Source organism: Stenotrophomonas sp. 96582_Sma (assembly GCF_056480905.1).
In genome coordinates, this window is the sequence record NZ_CM151122.1 from 584,668 (window position 1) to 605,285 (window position 20,618).

General features: G+C 68.2%; 16 protein-coding genes. 9 read left to right on the forward strand and 7 right to left on the reverse strand.

All coding sequences use genetic code 11. The annotated features are described in order from the left end of the window. Positions 1-57: 57 nt before the first annotated feature. The 3 genes from pssA to rimI are packed head-to-tail and all read left to right on the forward strand — an operon-like array spanning position 58 to position 1,834. The gene (pssA, locus tag ACZK2R_RS02675; protein ID WP_019660986.1) at positions 58-834 is read left to right on the forward strand and encodes a CDP-diacylglycerol--serine O-phosphatidyltransferase; all 777 of its coding nucleotides are present in this window, start codon (positions 58-60) and stop codon (positions 832-834) included. Beyond that, a complete protein-coding gene (locus ACZK2R_RS02680; protein WP_180838736.1) occupies positions 831-1,340 on the forward strand; it encodes a hypothetical protein in 510 nt (169 codons plus the stop codon). Before pssA ends, ACZK2R_RS02680 begins: the two co-directional genes overlap by 4 nt. Then, positions 1,337-1,834 (forward strand): ribosomal protein S18-alanine N-acetyltransferase, encoded by a 498-nt coding sequence (gene rimI, locus ACZK2R_RS02685; protein ID WP_032128003.1) that lies wholly within the window; start codon positions 1,337-1,339, stop codon positions 1,832-1,834. The genes ACZK2R_RS02680 and rimI overlap by 4 nt, the downstream gene beginning before the upstream one ends. A 104-nt stretch (positions 1,835-1,938) precedes the next feature. On the opposite strand, the gene ACZK2R_RS02690 is transcribed toward rimI, so the two are convergent. The 5 genes from ACZK2R_RS02690 to ACZK2R_RS02710 all read right to left on the reverse strand — a co-directional run bounded on the left by ACZK2R_RS02690 (position 1,939) and on the right by ACZK2R_RS02710 (position 7,940). Beyond that, the gene (locus tag ACZK2R_RS02690; RefSeq protein ID WP_121504845.1) at positions 1,939-2,760 is read right to left on the reverse strand and encodes an EamA family transporter; all 822 of its coding nucleotides are present in this window, start codon (positions 2,758-2,760) and stop codon (positions 1,939-1,941) included. Positions 2,761-2,881: 121 nt separating this feature from the next. Then, positions 2,882-5,710: a valine--tRNA ligase gene (locus tag ACZK2R_RS02695; RefSeq protein ID WP_180838735.1), complete on the reverse strand. Its 2,829-nt coding sequence runs from the start codon at positions 5,708-5,710 to the stop codon at positions 2,882-2,884. Between the two features lie 33 nt (positions 5,711-5,743). Next, positions 5,744-5,935: a YqaE/Pmp3 family membrane protein gene (locus tag ACZK2R_RS02700; protein WP_012510005.1), complete on the reverse strand. Its 192-nt coding sequence runs from the start codon at positions 5,933-5,935 to the stop codon at positions 5,744-5,746. 19 nt (positions 5,936-5,954) lie between these two features. After that, positions 5,955-6,380, reverse strand: a complete 426-nt coding sequence (locus tag ACZK2R_RS02705; protein WP_180838734.1) for a DNA polymerase III subunit chi — start codon at positions 6,378-6,380, stop codon at positions 5,955-5,957. 81 nt (positions 6,381-6,461) lie between these two features. Continuing rightward, positions 6,462-7,940 (reverse strand): leucyl aminopeptidase, encoded by a 1,479-nt coding sequence (locus tag ACZK2R_RS02710; protein ID WP_180838733.1) that lies wholly within the window; start codon positions 7,938-7,940, stop codon positions 6,462-6,464. A 104-nt stretch (positions 7,941-8,044) separates the two neighbouring features. Between ACZK2R_RS02710 and lptF the strand changes: the two genes are divergently transcribed. Genes lptF through ACZK2R_RS02725 form a run of 3 tightly spaced genes read left to right on the forward strand, consistent with a single transcriptional unit; the run spans position 8,045 to position 11,157 of the window. Next, the gene (lptF, locus tag ACZK2R_RS02715) at positions 8,045-9,127 is read left to right on the forward strand and encodes an LPS export ABC transporter permease LptF (protein WP_032128008.1); all 1,083 of its coding nucleotides are present in this window, start codon (positions 8,045-8,047) and stop codon (positions 9,125-9,127) included. Next, positions 9,124-10,230, forward strand: a complete 1,107-nt coding sequence (lptG, locus tag ACZK2R_RS02720) for an LPS export ABC transporter permease LptG (RefSeq protein ID WP_180838732.1) — start codon at positions 9,124-9,126, stop codon at positions 10,228-10,230. The genes lptF and lptG overlap by 4 nt, the downstream gene beginning before the upstream one ends. 54 nt (positions 10,231-10,284) lie before the next feature. Further along, positions 10,285-11,157, forward strand: coding sequence for a hypothetical protein (locus ACZK2R_RS02725; protein WP_100437852.1), 873 nt, complete (start codon positions 10,285-10,287; stop codon positions 11,155-11,157). A gap of 54 nt (positions 11,158-11,211) precedes the next feature. Here ACZK2R_RS02725 and ACZK2R_RS02730 read toward each other — a convergent pair whose 3' ends face one another. Continuing rightward, the gene (locus ACZK2R_RS02730) at positions 11,212-11,703 is read right to left on the reverse strand and encodes an RDD family protein (RefSeq protein WP_180838731.1); all 492 of its coding nucleotides are present in this window, start codon (positions 11,701-11,703) and stop codon (positions 11,212-11,214) included. A gap of 56 nt (positions 11,704-11,759) precedes the next feature. Between ACZK2R_RS02730 and xerD the strand changes: the two genes are divergently transcribed. Both xerD and ACZK2R_RS02740 read left to right on the forward strand, forming a co-directional pair. Beyond that, positions 11,760-12,737 (forward strand): site-specific tyrosine recombinase XerD, encoded by a 978-nt coding sequence (gene xerD / locus ACZK2R_RS02735; protein WP_180838730.1) that lies wholly within the window; start codon positions 11,760-11,762, stop codon positions 12,735-12,737. 100 nt (positions 12,738-12,837) lie between these two features. Then, the gene (locus tag ACZK2R_RS02740) at positions 12,838-13,623 is read left to right on the forward strand and encodes a DsbC family protein (protein WP_049424945.1); all 786 of its coding nucleotides are present in this window, start codon (positions 12,838-12,840) and stop codon (positions 13,621-13,623) included. Positions 13,624-13,733: 110 nt separating this feature from the next. Here the strand turns inward: ACZK2R_RS02740 and ACZK2R_RS02745 are convergent, their stop codons facing one another. Beyond that, on the reverse strand, positions 13,734-15,833 hold the full coding sequence (locus ACZK2R_RS02745; RefSeq protein WP_478487753.1) for a glycosyl hydrolase family 18 protein: 2,100 nt from the start codon (positions 15,831-15,833) through the stop codon (positions 13,734-13,736). A gap of 813 nt (positions 15,834-16,646) precedes the next feature. Between ACZK2R_RS02745 and purL the strand changes: the two genes are divergently transcribed. Beyond that, complete coding sequence (gene purL / locus ACZK2R_RS02750; RefSeq protein WP_180838642.1) at positions 16,647-20,531, forward strand: phosphoribosylformylglycinamidine synthase; 3,885 nt, start codon at positions 16,647-16,649, stop codon at positions 20,529-20,531. The last annotated feature ends 87 nt before the right edge of the window (positions 20,532-20,618 follow it).

The following is a 20,618-nucleotide window of genomic DNA, read 5'->3' on the forward strand; positions in this document are numbered from 1 at the left end:
AGAACGCCGATTGCAGCATTGGCGCCGAGCACTGGCAAGTCGATTAAACTGGATTCCATGGACCCGATCACACCGCCGCCGCGTTCGCGCACGATTTACCTGCTGCCCAACCTGTTCACCACCGCCGGCCTGTTTGCTGGCTTCTACGCGATCATCGCCGCGGCCAACGGGGACTTCGTCAACGCCAGCATCGCCGTGTTCGTGGCGGCGGTGATGGATGGCCTGGATGGGCGCGTGGCGCGCCTGACCGGCACCAGCAGCGAATTCGGCGTGCAGTACGACTCGCTGGCCGACTTGGTCAGCTTCGGCATGGCCCCGGCGCTGGTGATGTACCACTGGTCGCTGTCGTGGCTGAAGTTCGACGACCCGCTGCTGGGTCGCGTCGGCTGGGCCGTGGCCTTCCTGTATGCCGCCTGCGCGGCGCTGCGCCTGGCCCGCTTCAATACCCAGGTAGCGGTGGTCGACAAGCGCTGGTTCGTCGGCCTTGCCAGCCCGGCCGCAGCCGGCCTGATGATGTCCTTCGTCTGGGCGTTCGCCGATGGCAACCTGGGCTGGGACGGCAACCAGCTGCGCTACGTGGCGCTGGCGGTGACGATCATCGCGGCGCTGCTGATGGTCAGCCGCATCCGCTTCTGGAGCTTCAAGGGCGGCGGCGCCAAGGGCACCCGCTCCGACCGCGTGCCGTTCCTGGTACTGGCCCTGGTGCCAGTGGCGATCGCCATTGCGGTCATCGACCTGCCGCGCGTGCTGTTCGCGGTGGGCATCCTGTATGCCTTGTCGGGCCCGGTGATGTGGGCCGTGCAGCGCCTGCGCAAGAAGCCCGAGGCCGCGTGAGCGAGGACCTGCCCTTGCTGTGGTCACCGGCCCAGCAGGCCTGGCTGCAGGCCATGGGCTACACCGTCTATCACGACGGCCAGCTGGCCGCCGAGCTGGATGCCGCGCTGCAGCTGAGCGTGGCCGACGCCGAGGCGGCTGCCACACCAGCGGCGGAGCAGGCGCGGGCGTCAACCGCACCCGCGCGCGAACCTCTGGCTGCGGCCGCACCGGTTTCCCGCCAGGAACGCCCGGCGCCAGCGCGCCGCGAGACCCCGGTCAGCGCACCGGACACCGCGCCCGCGGCTGCCCGGCCGCTGCCTGGCGGCAATGCCCGGCAGCCGGTGGTGCGCCTGCCGGATCGCCTGCAGATCGCCTTGCTGCGCGCGTCCGGCTGCAATCCCAATGATCCGGCCACGCAGGCGCTGATGGACAGCTGGCCGCTGGACCAGCTGCGTCAGGACCCGGCCGCCAAGCGCGCGCTGTGGCCGCAGCTGCGCGCCCTGCGCAAGCGGGGTGCGCCATGAGTGCGGTCAGCCAGCCCGGTCCGGTCAGCCTGCGCGCGCTGCGCGAGAGCGACCTCAACGCGGTGATGGCGATTGAAGTACGCGGCTATCCGTTTCCCTGGACCCGCGGCATCTTCGTCGACTGCCTGCGTGCGGGCTATCCGGGCCTGGCCATGGAGCGCGATGGCCAGTTGATCGGCTATGGCGTACTCAGCATCGCGGCCGACGAAGCCCATGTGCTGAACGTCTGCATCGACCCGCTGACGCAGTCGCGTGGGCTCGGGCGTCAGCTGCTGCGCGCGCTGGTACAGCTGGCCGGCGACCGGGGTGCGCAGCGTGTGTTCCTTGAAGTGCGTCCGTCCAACACACCGGCGCTGGCCTTGTACCACAGCGAAGGCTTCAACGAGATCGGTCGCCGCCCGCGTTACTACCCGGCCGCACAGGGCCGCGAAGACGCGGTGGTGATGGCGATCGAACTGGTCGACGGCGACCTGCAGGCGATGCCGCCGCTGTAACGGAGCAGGGTTGCCGGCCAGCGGCCGGCACTACCGATGGATCTCCGTTGCCATCGACACATCACCTACCGTGGTAGGTGCCAACCTTGGTTGGCACGCTTTCCTCACGCCAGCCGCAGTGCCAACACACCCCCGACGATCAACGCCGCCGCCAGCCAGCGCGCGCGCGGAATCCGTTCGCGCAGCAGGAACACCGAGATCAGCAACGCGAACAGGATCGACGATTCGCGCAACGCCGAGACCATCGCCACCGGCGCCTGGGTCATTGCCCACAACGCCATCGCATACGAGGCGGTGGTGCCGACGCCACCGGCCAGCCCCAGCGGCCAGTGCTGTCGCGCATAGTCCAGCACCGCGCCGCGGCGCGTGTACAGCGCCCACAGTGGCAGTGGAATGCCCGACAGCAGGAACAGCCACAACGTATAGCTGAGTGCGCTGCCGGACTGACGCGCGCCCTGCGCATCGACCAGCGTGTAGGTGGCGATCATCGCCGCGGTCAGCAGCGGCAGGCGCAGCTGACCGCCACGTGCACCCAATGCCATGCACAGGATGCCGGTGCTGACCAGCACCACGCCCAGCCACGCTGCCGGTGGCAGCTGCTCGCCCAGCAGGGTGCCCGCCAACGCGACCAGGATCGGCGCGCTGCCACGCATCAGTGGATAGGCCAGGCTCATGTCGACCTGCTGGTAACAGCGTGCGACCAGGCCGTAGTAGGTCACCTGCAGCAGCACCGACGCGCCCAGCCACGGCCAGCTGTGCGCGGCGGGAAATGGCAGGAAGGGCAGGCCGGCAGCCGACAGCAGCGCGGCACTGCCGGTCACCAGTACGGTGCCGAGGAACTTGTCCGGCCCGCGCTTGACGATCGCGTTCCAGCTGGCGTGCAGGGCTGCAGCGGCGAGAACCAGCAGGAAGATGGAAAGCGGCATCCGCCGATGATGCCATGCGCGGGAAATGTAGAGTCGAGCCATGCTCGACTGCTGTCATGAGTCGAGCACGGCTCGACTCTACAAAAGGAAACGCCGGGCAGTACCCGGCGTTTCCCTGCACTTACAGCTTCGCGCGCTGTTCGCGCAGGCCGGCCAGCTGGGTGTTCCAGTCGACCAGGCGCACGCGCTCCTGCTCGACCACCGCCGGCGGCACCTTGTCGGTGAACTTGGCCAGCTTGGTCTCGCTCTTCTCCTGCTCGCCTTCCACGCGCTTGATCTCCTTGTCCAGGCGCGCGCGCTCGGCATCGAGATCGACCAGGCCTTCCAGCGGCACCAGCAGCTTCAGCTCACCGACAATCGCGGCGGCAGCCGGCGGTGCACTTTCGCCTTCAGCCAGCCACTGGATGCTGTCCAGCTTGAGCAGGAACGACAGCGAGGCGCTGAAACGTTCGATGCGCACGCGGTCCTGCTCCAGACCGGCCTGCAGGCGCAGCGGCACCAGCTTGGACGGCGCGACGTTCAGCTCACTGCGCACGCGGCGCACGGCACTGATCACGGCCTTCAGCCATTCCACGTCGGCCTCGGCCTGGGCGAAATCGCCTTCGAACTCGGCGGCGGTCGGGTACGGGCGCAGCGACAGCGTGGTTTCGGCCAGGCCCAGGCGCGGCGCCAGCTGCTGCCACAGCTGTTCGGTGATGAACGGGGTCAGCGGGTGCAGCAGGCGCAGCAGCGCTTCCAGCACGTACAGCAGGGTGTGGCGGGTGCTTTCGGCGTCGGCGGCATCGGCACCATTCAGTGCCGGCTTGCTCAGCTCCAGGAACCAGTCGCAGAACTCGTTCCAGGCGAACTCGTACAGGCACTGCGCCAGCAGGTCGAAGCGGTAGTTGGCGTAGTGGCCCTGCGCCTCGGTGGACACCGCCGCCAGGCGCGCCAGGATCCAGCGCTCGGCATCGGTGCGCGGCGTCGGCACGCCGGTGAACGCTGCACCCTCGGTGTTCATCAGGGTGAAGCGGCTGGCGTTCCACAGCTTGTTGCAGAAGTTCTTGTAGCCCTCGGCGCGGTTCATGTCGAACTTGATGTCGCGGCCGTGGGTGGCCAGCGCGGCGATGGTGAAGCGCAGCGCATCGGCACCGTGGGCAGCAATGCCGTCCGGGAATTCCTTGCGGGTGGCCTTCTCGATCTTCTCCACCATCTTCGGCTGCATCAGGCCGCCGGTGCGCTTGGCGACCAGATCGTCGATGGTGATGCCGTCGATGATGTCCAGCGGATCGAGCACGTTGCCCTTGCTCTTGGACATCTTCTGGCCCTGGCCGTCGCGGATCAGGCCGGTGAAGTAGACGTCCTTGAACGGGATCTTCCCGACCAGGTTGTCGGTGGCCATGATCATGCGCGCCACCCAGAAGAAGATGATGTCGAAGCCAGTGATCAGCACCGACGACGGCAGGTAGCGGTCGAAGCCGCGCTCGGCCATGGCCTGTTCGTTCGGCCAGCCCAGGGTGGAGAACGGCCACAGCTGCGAGGAGAACCAGGTCTCCAGCACGTCGCTTTCCTGGTTCAGCACCACGTCGCTGCCCAGGTTGTGCTTCGCCCGCACTTCCTCTTCGCTGCGACCGACGTAGCAGCTGCCGGTGGCTTCGTCGAACCACGCCGGAATGCGGTGGCCCCACCACAGCTGGCGGCTGATGCACCAGTCCTGGATGTTGTTCATCCAGTGGCGGTAAGTGTTGATCCAGTTCGGCGGCACGAAGGAAATGCTGCCGTCTTCGACCAGCTCCAGGCCACGCTTGGCTAGGTCGTCCATCTTCACGAACCACTGGTCGGTCAGGTACGGCTCGATCACCTGGCCGGTACGGTCGCCGCGCGGCACCTGCAGCTTGTGCGCCTTGGTCTCGACCAGGATGCCCAGGTCTTCCAGTTCGGCCAGCACGGCCTTGCGCGCGGCGTAGCGGTCCAGGCCCTGGAAACGCTCCGGCGCGTTTTCGTTCAGCGCCGCCACCGGGGTGAACAGGTTGATCATCGGCAGGCTGTGGCGCACGCCCACTTCGTAGTCGTTGAAATCGTGCGCCGGGGTGACCTTGACCACGCCGGTGCCGAAGGCACGGTCCACGTAGTCGTCGGCGATCACCGGGACGCGGCGGCCGGTCAGCGGCAGCACCACGCTCTTGCCGATCAGATGTGCATAGCGCTCGTCTTCCGGGTGCACCATCACCGCGGTATCGCCCAGCAGGGTTTCCGGGCGGGTGGTGGCGACGACCAGGTAGTCGCGGGTTTCGCGCAGGGTTTCCACGCCGTCGGCATCGCGCTCGACGTGTTCGTAGCTCAGGCCCTCATCCAGCGTGTAGGCGATCGACCACAGGAAGCCGTCTTCCTCGGCGCTTTCCACTTCCAGGTCGGAAATGGCGGTCTTCAGCACCGGGTCCCAGTTGACCAGGCGCTGGCCGCGGTAGATCAGGCCCTGCTCGTACCAGCGCACGAAGGCCTCGTTGACCGCCGCCGACGGCTGCGGGTCCATGGTGAAGGTGCTGCGCGACCAGTCGGCGGAGGTGCCGAGGCGGCGCATCTGGCGTTCGATGGTGTCGCCAGACTGCTGCTTCCACTCCCAGACCTTGCCGATGAAGCCTTCGCGGCCCAGCGAATCGCGGGTCTCGCCCTTGCCTTCCAGCGCCAGGTTGCGGCTGACCACCATTTCGGTGGCGATGCCGGCATGATCGGTACCGACCTGCCACAGCGTGTCGTAGCCACGCATGCGGTGGTAGCGCACCAGCGCGTCCATCAGGGTCTGCTGGAAGGCGTGGCCCATGTGCAGGGTGCCGGTCACGTTCGGCGGCGGCAGCAGGATGGTGTACGGCTCGCCCGTGCCGGACGGCTTGAAGTGGCCGGCCTTCTCCCAGGCCTCGTAGAGGTCGGTCTCGAAGGACTTCGGGTCGTAACTGGAGGCGAGTTGGGTCATGCGGGGGAACCGGTAATCAAGGCGGAAGGGAGATCAGCGCGGCCCGAGGGCGCGCCGGATCTTCTGGTCGGTGTGGTACTGGCTGACCGCGTAGGCGGCCCAGATGGCGGCGGGCAGCCAGCCGATCAGGGTGATCTGCAGGATCAGGCAGACAATGCCGGCAAACGGCCGGCCGATGGTGAAGAAGGACAGCCAGGGAAGAATCAGGGCGATCAACAGGCGCATCAAGGGGTCCTCGCTGGACTTACATGTCGTGCTTGTTCAGGTCGTAACCGGCGGCCTTGTACTGGCGCCAGCGTTCGCGCAGCGGTTCGCGCGCTTCCGGGTCGGCCGGAACCACTTCCAGTACGCGCTCGCACTCGCCCAGCCAGGGTTCATCACGCAGGTTGATCACCAGCGGGCGCGCCGGTGCATCGGTGCCCGGCACGGCGATCAGCACCAGGGCTTCTTCCTCGTCCATGTCCTCGCCGGCGATCTGGTGCGGGATGTAGGCATCGTTGTCGAACGCCCACAGCAGTTCGTCCAGCTCCTCGGCCTGGGCCTGGTCGCGGGCCAGCACCAGGGTGAACAACCCGGCGTCGTTGGCCTTGCGCGCCAGCTCGCAGACCAGGCGCAACGGCTCGGTCAGGAAGCGGGGCTTGGCGATCAGGTAGAAGTCGGCGCGGGGCATGGCAGGGTCCGGGTCAGGCAGGGGCCCGGCAGTGCCGGGCGAGGCCCTGGCCGGCGGGGCCGGCCAGGGTCGGGTACGGCATCAGGCGCGGGCGGCCTGGTCCAGCAGCCACTGGCTCAGCAGGCCGACCGGGCGGCCGGTGGCCATGCCACGCTTGCCTTCATCGCTGGCCACGCCGGCGATGTCCAGGTGGGCCCAGCGCTGGCCTTCGGCGAAGCGCGACAGGAAGCAGCCAGCGGTGATCGCGCCGGCCCAGCGGCCGCCGATGTTGTAGACGTCGGCGAAGGTCGAATCCAGCATCGGCTGGTATTCGTCCCACAGCGGCAGGCGCCAGGCGCGGTCGAACACCTGCTCGCCGGCGGCCAGCAGCTCGTTGGCCAGGTCGTCGTGCTTGCTCATCAGGCCGGCGGTCTGGTGGCCCAGGGCGACCATGCAGGCGCCGGTCAGGGTGGCGACGTCGACCAGCGCGGCCGGCTCGAAGCGCTGCGCGTAGGTCAGCGCGTCGCACAGGATCAGGCGGCCTTCGGCGTCGGTGTTGCCCACTTCGATGGTCTTGCCCGACATCGAGGTGATCACGTCGGACGGGCGGTAGGCGTTGCCGTCGATGGCGTTTTCCACCGCCGGCACCACCACCACCAGGTTCAGCGGCAGCTTGGCCTTGACCGCAGCGACGAAGGTGCCGATGACGTTGGCGCCACCGCACATGTCGTACTTCATCTCTTCGATGCCGCCCTGGGTCTTCAGGTTGACGCCACCGGTATCGAAGGTGATGCCCTTGCCGACCAGCACGTACGGCTTGGCGTCGCCGCCATTGTTCCACTTCAGCACGACCAGGCGCGGGCGGTTGGCCGAACCACGGGCCACGGCCAGCAGCGAGCCCATGCCCAGCGCTTCCATCTGGGTCTCGTCGAGGATCTCGGCTTCGGCACCATCGTGCTCGCCGGCGAACTTCACGCCGACCTCGGCCAGATGGGCCGGGGTGCAGTAGTTCGGCGGCAGGTTGCCCAGTTCGCGGGCGAACTCGACACCGGCGGCGATGGCCTGGCCCTGGGCCAGGGCCTGCGCGTCGTCACCGGCGATGGCCAGCTGGGCCAGGCCGGCGTCGTCGGCCTTCTTCTTGCCCAGGGTGGCGGTGTAGCGGTACGCGGCATGATCGGCGGCGATCACCGCCTGGCGGATCGCCCAGGCCGCGTCGCGGTCCTTCACCGCCACTTCGGACAGGGTGAACAGTGCGCTGCGGGCAGCACCGGCCTTCAGCGCGCGCACGGCGTCGCCGACGGCCTTCAGGTACGGCGGCACGCCGAAGCGGGCGGCTTCGCCCAGGCCGACCACCAGCACGCGCGGGGCGGTCACGCCCGGCAGGTCATGCAGCAGGGTGGTGGCGCCGGTCTTGCCGGACAGGTCGCCGCGCTGGGCCAGGGCGGCCAGGCGGCCACCGCTGGCGGCGTCCAGGGCCTGTGCGGCCGGGGTCAGGGTATGGTCGGCATACGCGCCAACCACCAGGCAATCGACGGTGGCGGCGGCCGGAGCAACGTGGTTCAGGGTGAATTCGAGGGCCATTGAGCAGATTCCATTGGCGAGTCCGTACAATCGCAGGCCGTTTACGCCCAGACAGTAGACTGGGCGGCACCGCGAACGAACCCCAGAGTTTAAACCACCGCCCCATGCTGAAGCTCGACCGATACCTGCTGGGCGATTTCGTCCAGAGTTTCCTGGCTACCCTGATCGTCCTGCTGGTGGTCAGCGTGGGCGGCGTGCTGGTGGACATCCTCGGCAACATCGCCGACGGGCGCCTGCCGGCCAAGCTGCTGTTCTCGCAGCTGGGCCTGCAGTTCATCGCCTACCTGCCGCTGATCCTGCCGCTGGCGCTGATGCTGGGCCTGCTGCTGGCGATCGCGCGCCTGTACCGCGACTCGGAAATGGCAGTGATCACCGCCATTGGTGTCGGCCCCAAGCGACTGCTGCGGCCACTGCTGATGCTGGTGGTGCCGGTGGTGGCACTGGTGGGCGCCTGCTCGCTGTGGCTGGGCCCGTGGGCCGGCCGGGTGGCCGAGCAGATGATCATCGAGGCCAACCGCAGCGTGCTGATGGCCGGTCTGGAGCCGGGCCGCTTCACCCCGCTGCCCAATGGCGGCGTGGTCTACCTGTCCTCGATCTCGCCCGATGGCACCCAGCTGGGCAAGGTGTTCCTGCAGCGCCAGAAGGATGACCGCCTGGAGGTGGTGTCGGCCAATGGCGGCCGCATGTTCTTCGAGGGCACCCGTCAGCGCTTCCTGGAGCTGGATGACGGCCACCAGGTGGAAGGGCCGGTGGCTGGTGGCCTGGACTACCGCCTGGCGACCTTTGCCCGCAATGACGTGGCCCTGCCCGATGGCGCGCAGACCCGCACCGAGGATGACCCGGAACTGATGCCGACCCTGCAGCTGATCGGCGATGAGCGTCCGCAGGCGCAGGCGCAGCTGCACCGCCGGCTGGCGCCGCCGCTGATCGCGCTGGCGTTCGCCCTGCTGACCGTGCCGCTGGGCCGCAGCTCGCCGCGCCAGCAGCGCTACGGCCGCATGATGCTGGCGCTGATGGCCTACATGGTCGGCACCAATCTGATGTTCATCGGCAGCGGCTGGATCGCCAACGGCAAGATCCCCCCTGCGCTTGGCCTGTGGTGGTTGACCCTGCCGTTGCTGGCGCTGGCAATCTGGATGTATGCACGTGATGGCCGCCTGGGCCGCCCGAAGGGAGCCCGCGCATGAGGCTGCGCCCGATGCGTTTCGACCTGTACCTGGGCCGGTCGGTGTTCACCACGGTGCTGCTGACCTGGGCCGTGCTGGTCGGCCTGGACGTGGTGATGGCGTTCTCCGGCGAGTTCAAGGACATCGGCAAGAACGGCTACACGCTGGGCCATGCTGCCGCCTGGGTGCTGTACACGGTGCCACGCCGCGCCTACACCATGTTCCCCACCGCCGCGGTGATCGGTGCACTGATGGGCCTGGGCCAGCTGGCAGCGACCTCGGAGCTGACCGCGCTGCGTGCGCTGGGCCTGTCGCGCAAGCGCCTGAGCGTTTCGGTGGCGATCGCGCTGTCGCTGCTGACCGCGGTGATGGTGCTCAGCGCCGAGACCCTGGGCCCCTGGGGCCAGGACCGCGCCGATGCGTTGAAGTCCAGCGCCAAGTGGGGGCGGGATATCGCCACCAGCCGCTACTCGGGCCTGTGGGCACGCGAGGGCGATACCTTCCTCAACGCGCAGAGCGGCGAGGAGCAGCTGGTCGGCGACAAGGGCACGCGCCTGATCCTGCGCGACGTGCGCCTGTACCGCATCGCCGAGAATGGGGGCATCGCCTCATTGACCCATGCCGACACCGCCGAGCATGACAGGGATGGCTGGGTGCTGACCGGGGTACGTCGCGATACCTTCGGCGAGCGCTCGGCGACCCGCCAGGAAGTCGCGCGCGAACCGTGGAATTCGAAGCTGGATGCGGCCGCATTGGCCACCGGCATCGCCAAGCCGCGCAACCTCAGCCTGGCCGAACTGAGCACCAGCATCACCTACCGGCAGCGCAACGGGCTGGACGCGCGTGACTTCGAGGACGTGTACTGGAGCCGCTGGTTCTACCCGTTGAACGTGCTGGCGCTGTGCCTGGCGGCGGTGCCGTTCGCGTTCGGCTCGCTGCGCAGCGGCGGCATGGGCAAGCGCCTGTTCCTGGGCATCCTGTTCGCGCTGGGCTTCTGGCTGCTGCAGCTGTTCTTCGGGCGCATGGCCGGCGCGCTGAAGTTCGATTACCGAATTGCCTATGCGCTGCCACCGATCGTGATGCTGGCGGTGTCTGGATTGCTGTTCCGGCGCAAATCGGGTTGATTCCCAGGGAGCCGGGCAAGGCCCTGCTGTTTCCGTTTCACTTCAAGGACGAACATGAGCTTCCAACGCTTTCTGCCGTACATCGCGGCCGTGCTGCTTTCTGCCGGCTGCAGCCGGTCCACCGTCGACTTCGAGATCGACAACCCGACGGATGCACCGCTGACCTTGTCGGTCGACCAGCAGGTGCATACCCTGCCGCCGCACACCTCCATGCCCCTGGTCCTGGAGCCGGGCCAGTACCGGCTGCAGAGCGAGAAGATCGGCAGCGTACGCATGGTTGTCTACGCCGACGGGATCGGCGGGCTGATCAACCCGGCCATGGCCGAGTACGTGATCGTCACCGAGCAGTACGTCACCAGCAAAACCAATACCGGCAACCTGGCATCGAAGATCGAACTGAACGATGTGGAGATCGAGGGTCCCTACGTGAAGGCGACCGGCTTCTTCATTCCGCGCCGTTGGGACGCAGGACTGAAGGACGAACTGCCTGACACGGTGGTCTCCAGCAGCCCGGATACCTCGTCCGACTACCGGACCAAGCTCTACAACGTGCCTGGCTTCTTCGAATACCTGGATGCCGGGGACGAGCTGAAGGAGGCTTTCGGGCCGGATGGCTACCGGCCGCCGGCAGCATCGGTGGCTTTCACTGCCGCCCAGCTGCCGCCGCTTCCGGCGGCCTATGAGGCCCAGGGCAAACCGATGCGCGAGCTGTACGCGCAGTACCTTGCCGCAACCGATGCAGGCGAGCAGAAGCGCCTGAAGAAGGCCAGCCTGAAACTGTGGCAGGAGTTCGTGAAGACCCGTGCGCAATTGAGCGGACAGTCGCCGGTGGCCGATGATGTGCAGGCCAATGCGTTTGCGTCCGCCTTTTTCGACCTCTGGACGCAGCCGGCGGTGATCCTGCCGGATCCGGCGCCAGCCGGCTGATCGCTGCGTTGATCGTGTGGAGCCGAGCCCATGTTCGGCTCTACACGTGGTGCATCACCGCTTCGGCATGCGCATCAGGCGGGTGCCGCTGGCGCGGTCGTGCCAGGTCAGGCGGTCGCGGTCGACCCATGCCCACCAGAACCCCAGTCCACCCAGCAGCAGTGACAGCGTGCCCACCGCGAAGCGCAGCCACAGTTGGCCGAGCCGCAGCGGCGTGCCATCGCTCGATTGCAGTTTCAGCCGCCACGGTCGCATGCCCAGCGTCTGCCCGCCGCGTCGCCAGCTGGCCGTGGCGTACCCCCCCGTGATTCCCCAGCACACCGCCCACAGCAGCCACTGCCAGGCACTGAACGGTGCGATGTTCTCGCGCTGCGCGTGGCCGCTGAAGGTGTAGGCGAGGGTGAACAGCGTGCCGGCCAGCATCCACAGCGCCAGCACCGGCAGTGCGTCGTAGACCATCGCCAGCACGCGCCAGGCCAACAAGGCACGTGGGCGGGGCATTTCGGTAGCGGCCGCAGGGGCCGTGTCGGTGGCGGGGCGGGACATGCGCCGAGCATACGCAAAGCTGGCCGTGCCCGCAGTGGCCCTCGTATCCTGCACCCATGGCCCTTGTTTCCACCCCCGCCGAACGCCGCCAGCTGGTCCAGCAACTGCCCGAGCTGCGCGCCGACGACAGCGCGCGCATCCAGCGCTTCCTCGATGCGATCTGGGCCGAGAACGGCCTGGCCCGCGCCACCCTCGACAGCTACCGGCGCGACCTGGAAGGGCTGGCGCGCTGGATGGATGGGCGCGACGGTGGCCTGGCCGGCATCGAGCGCCCGGGGCTGTTCGACTATCTGGCCTGGCGCACCCGGCATGGCTGGTCGCCGCGCAGCAATGCGCGCCTGCTGTCGGCGCTGCGGGCGTTCTTCGCCGATGGCGTGCGCCGTGGCGAACGCAGCGAAGACCCCAGTGCGCTGCTCGACCCGCCGAAGCTGCCGCGGCTGTTGCCGAAGGCGCTGGCCGAAAGCCAGATCGACGCGCTGCTGGCGTCGCCGGACATCGACAGTCCGCTGGGCCTGCGCGACCGTGCCATGCTGGAGCTGATGTATGCGGCCGGCCTGCGCGTGAGCGAGCTGGTGCTGCTACCGGCCACGGCAGTCAACCTGCGCCAGGGCGTGCTGAGGGTCACGGGCAAGGGCAGCAAGGAGCGGCTGGTGCCGCTGGGCGAGGAATCGCAGCACTGGCTGGAGCGCTATCTGCAGGCGTCGCGCCCGCAGCTGGTCGGCAAGGGCAAAGTGCATGCCCTGGCGGATGGGCAGACCCCGTTGTTCATCGAGCCGACGTTGCATGCACTGACCCGGCAGGCGTTCTGGCACCTGGTCAAGCGCCACGCGCAGGTGGCCGGCATCGACCCGGCGCGGATCAGCCCGCATGGCCTGCGCCACAGTTTCGCCACCCATCTGCTCAACCGCGGTGCCGACCTGCGCGCGCTGCAGATGCTGCTCGGCCACAGTTCCTTGTCGACCACCCAGATCTACACCCTGGTGGCGCGCGAGCATCTGCAGAAGCTGCACGCCCGCCACCATCCGCGCGGCTGAGCGCCGGGCTGAATCGCTGCCCGGGGCCGTGCCGGGCGTCGCGGCCCGGTTCTGGTGGCTGTGTCAGAATCCGGGATCTTCTTCTGTTGCGGATCGCTCCATGCTCCGATTTGCCATCGCCGCCGTGTTCGGTGCGCTCAGCCTGACCGCCTGCGCCCAGCCGGCTCCGCCGGCCGCCAAGGCACCCGCCGCGGCTGCGGCCAAGGCCGCCCCGGCCGCCAACGCTTCGGCCGACCAGGCCGTGCGCGCCGCGCTGACCGCGCTGAATCCCGGCTTCCAGGTGGACTACATCGGTGCTGCGCCGTTCCCCGGCTTCCGCGAGGTCGTGGTCTCCGGCCAGTTGCTGTACGTGTCCGACGATGGCCGCTACCTGTTCCAGTCGCAGCCCTACGACACGCGTGCCAAGGGCCCGGCCAACAGCGAGGGCCTGCTGGGCTACCGCCGCGATCTGCTGGCCAAGGCCAACCACGGCGACCGCATCGTATTCGCTGCGCCCAATGCCAAGTACACCATCAGCGTGTTCACCGACATCGAGTGCGGCTACTGCCGCAAGCTGCATCAGGACATCGCAGAACTCAACCGCAACGGCATCTCGGTCGAGTACCTGGCATTCCCGCGCATGGGCCTGGGCAGCAAGGACTACACCGACATGATTTCGGTCTGGTGTGCAGCGGATCGCCGCCAGGCCCTGACCAACGCCAAGCGCGGTGGCAGTGTGCCGGCCAAGAACTGCACCAACCCGGTGGCGATGCAGTACGCGCTGGGCCAGCAGTTGGGCGTGAACGGCACGCCGGCGATCTTCGCGCCGGATGGCACCCAGCTGGGCGGTTACCTGCCGCCGGCGCAGCTGCGTGCGGCGCTGGACAAGCTGTCCGAGAAGCGCTGACGCGGAATCGTAGCGTCGAGGTATGCTCGACTGCGGGACCATCAGCCGAGCATGGGCTCGGCGCTACAGATCAGAGGCCAGGGGCGCACAATGCGCCCCCGGCTTTTTGCTTATTTCAGGCCATCACTGACCGCCTTGGTCAGCGTGCCCTGCGCATCGTCACCGCTGAACTCCCAGACGAACGCGCCGCCCAGGCCCTGGGTCTTCACGTAACCCATCTTGCGGGTGATGTTGGCCGGGGTATCGAAGCTCCACAGCGTGCTGCCGTTGTAGATCCAGGTGGCACCGGCGGTGTTGTCGGTGTAGCCCGGCCACGCCAGGTTCTTCAGCACCTTCCAGTCTTCGATGCCGGCCTCGTAGGTACCCGGTGCGGCACCCGTCGCGGTCTGGTACAGGCCGTTGTTGGCGTTGGCCACACCGGTCCAGCCACGCCCGTAGTAGCCGATGCCCAGGTTGAGCTTGGCGGCGGGCACGCCACGGCTGATGAAGGCCTCGATGGCGTCGTTGCTGTTGTACAGCTTCTGGTCGCCGGTGGACGGATCATTCGGCGAATCGAACAGCGCCGACTGGTGATTGGTCTTCGCATCCCACGCGCCGTGGAAGTCGTAGGTCATCACGTTGATGTAGTCCAGGTACGGGTGGTACGCGGCCGGATCAGTGACGCGGATCTTGTCGATGCCGGCACCCACCGCCACCGTCAGCAACAGGCCCGGACGCACCGCATCGAGCTGGCGGCGGAACTCGGCCATCAGCGCGGTGAAGTTGGCGTTGTCCTCCGGCTTGCCGCATTCGATGCCACAGGCCACCGGGTACTCCCAGTCGACGTCGATGCCGTCGAACACGCCCAGTGCGGCACCGGCGCCACCGGCACCGTCGGTCACCGGCAGGTTGCCCTTGATGTAGGCGTCGATGCACGAGGCGACGAAGGCCTGGCGGTTTTCCGGACGCGCCGCGCTGGAGAAACCACGCGACCAGGTCCAGCCACCCAGCGAGATCAGCACCTTCATGCCCGGGTACTTGGCCTTGAGCTGCTTGAGCTGGTTCCAGTTGCCGCGCAGCGGCTGGTCCCAGGTATCGGCGCTGCCGCTGACGCTCTCGGCGGCACTGAAGGCCTTGGTGTAGTCGGCGAAGGCATCGCCACCGGCACCGCTGTTCGGATCCGACGGCTGGGTGATGCCCACTTCGCAACGGTTGTTGCGCACGTTGCCGAACGCGTAGTTGATGTGGGTCAGGCGTGCGGCCGAGCCACTGCTGTCGATGTTCTTGACCCGGTAGTTGCGGCCGTAGATGCCCCACTGGGTGAAGTAACCGATCACCCGCTTGCCGGTGGTGCCGCCGTCGCCGGCCAGCGTAGTGGCGCTGATCTCGGTGCCCTGGGCCGAGGCGTTGCCGGCGTTGTCGCGGGCACGAACCCGGTAGCGGTAGGTGGTGGAGGCAGTCAGCCCGCCATCGATGTAGCTGGCGCTGGACGGTGAACCGACCAGGCTGCCGTTGCGGTACACGTCGTAGCCGGCCACGCCGCTGCCACCGGTGTTGTCGGTGGACGGGCTCCAGCTGAGCGCGATGCTGTTGGCGGTGCGGGTGCCGACCGCCAGCCCGCCCGGCACACTCGGTGCGGTGGTATCGCCACCGGCGGCGTTGACTGTGATGGTGATGGTGGCGGTGCTGGTGGTGGCGTTGTTGTTGTCGGTCGCGACTGCACGCAGGGTGTGGCTGCCGGCGCTGGCATTGGCCCAGCTGGCCGCATACGGCGCATTGGTGGCCACGCCCAGCGAGCTGCCATCGCGGAAGAATTCGACCTTGGCGACGCTGCCGTCCGGATCACTGGCGTTGGCTGTCACGTTGACCGTGCTGCCGGCGCTGAAGGTGGCGCCGTTGGCCGGCGAGGTCAGGCTGACCACCGGCGGCTGGTTGCTGCCGCTGCCATCGCAGGCACCGAGGTTGGTGTAGTAGGGCGCACCGGCCGGATGGTCCGGCGGCGCGTTCCAGATGTCCTGGTTCGCCCGATAGAGGACGCCTCCTTTCTGCAGGGTATCGCCGGCCCGGTAGATCTTGGCCTGGTCCCACTGGGCCACGCCGGCACAGCTGGCGGCTTGCGCCAGGCCGGGCAGGGCGGCGGTACCGGCGGCCAGGGCAAGCAGCCAGGCCAGGCGGCGGGGACGACAGCTTCGGGTCGCACGTTCGGCACTGCGCACAATCGGGTCGTACATGGGTAAGTCTCCGATCAAAGGGCGCGCGGGCCCCGATGGCGCCGCGCGTGACGCAGGTCCGGGCGTCGCCCGGGAAGGCGACGGAGGGGGCGGACGGAGGTACCTGGGAGGCCGGGGAGAGAGTCCGGCGCCAGGTGGGGACAACGTTGTCATCAATCGCGTGGTCAATCCGTGAGCGAGTGCATGGTTCGGGGATTTGGCGGAGAGCGGCGCTGCGCGCGGTCGGCGGCCATCGGCGGAGCCCCTCGTGGCTGGGGTGGGTCGCGTACAGCGGATTTCTGGGGTTTGGCCGGGCGGGTGGGCTGCGCAGGGGACGCTGCAAGTACGTCCCTGTAAGCTCGGTCGCCGCATCCATGCGGCTCACGCCCCTGCGCAGCCCACCCGCCCGGCCACGGACAGGTTCCTGCGCGGCCAGCCACGGAAGACAGAACAAAAAATCAAAAGCAGAAGCCGATCGCTTCGCTCTTCAATGCCTGATTTCTGAAATTTCCTGGTTGCCGGCCAGCGGCCGGCACTACCGGGGAGCATCCACGCATGGCGTGGAACTACTGCAGATCGCGGAAATCTGTCGAAGGCGGGGTGGGTCCGGTTGCGGGGGCGTGAGCCGCATGGATGCGGCGATCGAGCCTCCATGGACGGATTCACGGCGTCCCCCGCAACCGGACCCACCCCGCCATCCCACGGGAACCCCGCTTTTGCTTTGGCAGTTGCCGTTGCCTTGGCTTCGGCGGGTGCCGGGCGCCGCCCGGCCAAAGCCCTTCCCCCGCTTCCGGTACAATGTCGGGCCCGTTTCCCAACTACGGTTCCCCGGACATGATGGTCCTCGAGGGCGCGCCCGCCCTGTCGCCGTTCCGCCGCGAACGTCTTGAATCCCGCCTGCAGTCCATCGCTCCCTCCCTGCGTATCAGCGGTGCCTGGCACGTCTACTTCGTGCAGCCCGAAGGCAGCGCCGCCCCCGACCTGACCACCCTGTGCCGCATCCTCGAAGCCGCGCCGCAGGCCGAGGCCGTGGCCGACGGCGCGGTCAGCCGCATCGTGGTGCCGCGCCTGGGCACGCTGTCGCCGTGGTCGAGCAAGGCCACCGAACTGGTCCGCGGTGCCGGGCAGCCGGTCAGCCGGGTCGAGCGTGGCCTGCGCATCGACGTGCAGGGCTGGCCGGCCGATGCCGCCGCCCAGCAGGCGCTGGTCAAGGCGCTGCACGACCCGATGACGCAGTCGGTGCTGGAGACCGTGGAACAGGGCCAGGTGCTGTTCTCGGCGCCGGCCCGCGGTGAACTGGAACGCGTGCCGGTGGACCAGCTGGAGGCTGCCAACCAGCGCCTCGGCCTGGCCATGGCCCAGGACGAGATCGACTACCTGCGCGAACGCTTCACCGCGCTCGGCCGCGCACCGTCCGACGTCGAGCTGATGATGTTCGCGCAGGCCAATTCCGAGCACTGCCGCCACAAGATCTTCAACGCCAGCTGGACCATCGACGGCCAGGAACAGGACCGCTCGCTGTTCCGGATGATCAAGAACACCCACCAGCAGACCCCGCAGCACACGCTCAGCGCGTACAGCGACAATGCCGCAGTGATCGAAGGCCATCCGGCGTCGCGTTACCGCCCGGATCCGGCCAGCGGCGAATACCGCCGCGAGCCGCAGGTGCCCAGCGCGTTCCAGATCAAGGTGGAAACGCATAACCATCCGACCGCGATCGCGCCGTTCCCGGGTGCATCGACCGGCAACGGTGGCGAGATCCGCGACGAAGGCGCGACCGGCCGCGGCGGCAAGCCGAAGGCGGGCCTGTCCGGGTTCTCGGTCTCGCACCTGCGCATTCCGGAACTGCCGCAGCCGTGGGAAGCGCCGCGCGCGCTGAACCCGCGCATGGCACCGGCGCTGGAAATCATGACCGACGGCCCGCTTGGCGGCGCTGCGTTCAACAACGAGTTCGGCCGCCCGAACCTGCTCGGCTACTTCCGCAGCTTCGAGCTGCCGGAAGGCGCCGATCTGGTGCGTGCCTACGACAAGCCGATCATGCTGGCCGGTGGCCTCGGCGCGATCGACCGCGTGCAGGTCGACAAGATCCAGCTGCAGGCCGGTGATGCGGTCATTGTGCTCGGCGGTCCGGCGATGCTGATCGGCCTGGGCGGCGGTGCCGCCAGTTCGGTGGCCTCCGGCGAGAGCGCCGAGGACCTGGACTTCGCCAGCGTGCAGCGCGACAACCCGGAAATGGAACGCCGCTGCCAGGAGGTCATCGACCGCTGCGTGGCGATGGGCGCCAACAACCCGATCAAATTCTTCCACGACGTCGGTGCCGGTGGCCTGTCCAATGCCATCCCGGAACTGCTGCACGACTCCAAGGTCGGCGGTGTCATCGATCTGGGCAAGGTGCCCACCGATGATCCGTCGCTGTCGCCGATGCAGCTGTGGTGCAACGAGTCGCAGGAACGCTACGTGCTGGGCGTGGCCCAGGAGCGCCTGGCCGAGTTCGCCGCACTGTGCGCCCGCGAGCGCTGCCCGTTCGCCGCGGTTGGCGTGGCGACTGCCGAGGAGCACCTGGTGGTGGCCTACGGTGCCGTGCCGGGCCACACCCCGGCCGATCCGCCGATTGATCTGCCGATGGACGTGCTGTTCGGCAAGCCGCCGAAGATGCACCGCGACACCGCGCACCCGCCGGCCCCGCGCTGGCCAGCGCTGAAGACCGGCGGCCTGGACCTGCAGGAAGCCGGCCTTCGCGTGCTGGCGCACCCGACGGTCGCTTCGAAGAACTTCCTGGTCACCATCGGTGACCGCAGCGTCGGCGGCCTGACCGCACGCGAACAGATGGTCGGCCCGTGGCAGCTGCCGGTGGCCGACGTGGCGATCACCCTGGCCGACTTCGACGGCGTGTCCGGTGAAGCGATGTCGATCGGCGAGCGCACCCCGCTGGCCCTGCTCGACTCCGCTGCTTCGGCACGCATGGCGGTGGGCGAAGCGTTGACCAACCTGTGCGCGGCCCCGGTCGATGCGCTGGATGAGATCAAGCTGTCGGCGAACTGGATGGCCGCGGCCGGCCACCCGGGCGAAGACGCGCTGCTGTACGACGCGGTGAAGGCGGTGGGCATGGAACTGTGCCCGCAGCTGGACATCAGCATCCCGGTGGGCAAGGACTCGCTGTCGATGCAGGCGCAGTGGCACGACCAGGGCGAAGCACACAAGAGCGTGTCGCCGGTGTCACTGGTGATCTCGGCGTTCGCGCCGGTGGCCGACGTGCGCCAGCAGCTGACGCCGCTGCTCGACCGCGACGTGGAAAGCGAGCTGTGGCTGATCGGCCTGGGTGCCGGCAAGCAGCGCCTGGGCGGTTCGATCCTGGCCCAGGTGCATGCCGACCACGGCGATCTGCCGGCGTTCGCCGGCGCTGCCCCGGATCTGGACGACCCGCAGCGCCTGCGTGGCTTCTTCGAGCTGATCCGCGATGCGCGCCAGTCCGGCCTGCTGCTGGCCTATCACGACCGCAGCGACGGCGGCGCCTTCGCTGCGCTGTGCGAGATGGCCTTCACCTCGCGCCTGGGCCTGGATATCACCCTCGATGCCTGGGGCGATGATCCGTTCCGCAGCCTGTTCAACGAAGAACTGGGCGCGGTGGTGCAGATCGCACGCGAAGACCGTGCGGCCTTCGCCGACCTGGTCGAGCGCCATGCACTGACCGAATGCGCGCAGCGCATCGCCAAGCCGACCACTGCACCGGTGGTGCGCGTGTCGCTGGGTGGCGAGAACCTGGCCGAGTGGCGCTGGGACGCGCTGTTCGACGCCTGGTGGTCGGTCACCCACGCGATGCAGAAGCGCCGCGACAACCCGGCCAACGCGGATGCCGAGCGCGAGGTCGCCCGTGCCTTCAATGCGCCGGGCCTGAAGCCGAAGCTCAGCTTCGACCTCAACGAAGACGTGGCGGCGCCGTTCATCAGCACCGGTGCGCGCCCGCGCGTGGCCGTGCTGCGCGAGCAGGGCGTGAACGGCCAGATTGAAATGGCCAACGCCTTCGAACGTGCCGGCTTCCGCGCGTTCGACGTGCACATGAGCGACCTGATCGAAGGCCGCGTGGCCCTGCAGGACTTCACCGGCCTGGTCGCCTGCGGCGGCTTCAGCTACGGCGACGTGCTCGGTGCCGGCCGTGGCTGGGCCACCTCGATCCTGGAGCGCAGCGCACTGCGTGATGCCTTCGCCGCGTTCTTCGCGCGCGAAGACAGCTTTGCGCTGGGCGTGTGCAACGGCTGCCAGATGATGAGCCAGCTGAAAAACATCATCCCGGGTGCCGAGCACTGGCCGCAGTTCCGTCGCAACGCCAGCGAGCAGTTCGAAGCCCGCACCGCGCTGCTGGAAGTGGTGGAATCGCCGTCGATCCTGCTGCGTGGCATGGCCGGCTCGCGCCTGCAGGTAGCGGTGGCGCACGGCGAAGGCCAGGCCGTGTTCGACAACGCCGTCGACCAGGCCGCCGCACGCGTCTCGCTGCGCTACATCGACGGCAATGGCAACGTCGCCAGCCAGTACCCGCTGAACCCGAACGGTTCGCCGGACGGCATCACCGGCCTGACCAGCAGCGACGGCCGCGTCACCATCATGATGCCGCACCCGGAGCGCACCCCGCGCGCGCTCAACCTGAGCTGGGCTCCGGCCGAGTGGCAGGGTGACTCGCCGTGGATGCGCATGTTCCGCAACGCGCGGGTGTGGTGCGGCTGATCGCACTGCATCGCGCAGGCCTCAATGCCATCGCGTATGGAAAAACCCGCCGTTGATCGGCGGGTTTTTCTTTGCGCGCTTGAAACT

What these genes read in the sequence shown, in the direction of transcription:
- pssA (WP_019660986.1), top strand. Translation starts at nt 58, where the DNA reads ATGGACCCGATCACACCGCCGCCGCGTTCGCGCACGATTTACCTGCTG.
- rimI (WP_032128003.1), top strand. Translation starts at nt 1,337, where the DNA reads ATGAGTGCGGTCAGCCAGCCCGGTCCGGTCAGCCTGCGCGCGCTGCGC.
- ACZK2R_RS02690 (WP_121504845.1), bottom strand. Translation starts at nt 2,760, where the DNA reads ATGCCGCTTTCCATCTTCCTGCTGGTTCTCGCCGCTGCAGCCCTGCAC.
- ACZK2R_RS02695 (WP_180838735.1), bottom strand. Translation starts at nt 5,710, where the DNA reads ATGACCCAACTCGCCTCCAGTTACGACCCGAAGTCCTTCGAGACCGAC.
- ACZK2R_RS02700 (WP_012510005.1), bottom strand. Translation starts at nt 5,935, where the DNA reads ATGCGCCTGTTGATCGCCCTGATTCTTCCCTGGCTGTCCTTCTTCACC.
- ACZK2R_RS02705 (WP_180838734.1), bottom strand. Translation starts at nt 6,380, where the DNA reads ATGCCCCGCGCCGACTTCTACCTGATCGCCAAGCCCCGCTTCCTGACC.
- ACZK2R_RS02710 (WP_180838733.1), bottom strand. Translation starts at nt 7,940, where the DNA reads ATGGCCCTCGAATTCACCCTGAACCACGTTGCTCCGGCCGCCGCCACC.
- lptF (WP_032128008.1), top strand. Translation starts at nt 8,045, where the DNA reads ATGCTGAAGCTCGACCGATACCTGCTGGGCGATTTCGTCCAGAGTTTC.
- lptG (WP_180838732.1), top strand. Translation starts at nt 9,124, where the DNA reads ATGAGGCTGCGCCCGATGCGTTTCGACCTGTACCTGGGCCGGTCGGTG.
- ACZK2R_RS02725 (WP_100437852.1), top strand. Translation starts at nt 10,285, where the DNA reads ATGAGCTTCCAACGCTTTCTGCCGTACATCGCGGCCGTGCTGCTTTCT.
- ACZK2R_RS02730 (WP_180838731.1), bottom strand. Translation starts at nt 11,703, where the DNA reads ATGTCCCGCCCCGCCACCGACACGGCCCCTGCGGCCGCTACCGAAATG.
- xerD (WP_180838730.1), top strand. Translation starts at nt 11,760, where the DNA reads ATGGCCCTTGTTTCCACCCCCGCCGAACGCCGCCAGCTGGTCCAGCAA.
- ACZK2R_RS02740 (WP_049424945.1), top strand. Translation starts at nt 12,838, where the DNA reads ATGCTCCGATTTGCCATCGCCGCCGTGTTCGGTGCGCTCAGCCTGACC.
- ACZK2R_RS02745 (WP_478487753.1), bottom strand. Translation starts at nt 15,833, where the DNA reads ATGTACGACCCGATTGTGCGCAGTGCCGAACGTGCGACCCGAAGCTGT.
- purL (WP_180838642.1), top strand. Translation starts at nt 16,647, where the DNA reads ATGATGGTCCTCGAGGGCGCGCCCGCCCTGTCGCCGTTCCGCCGCGAA.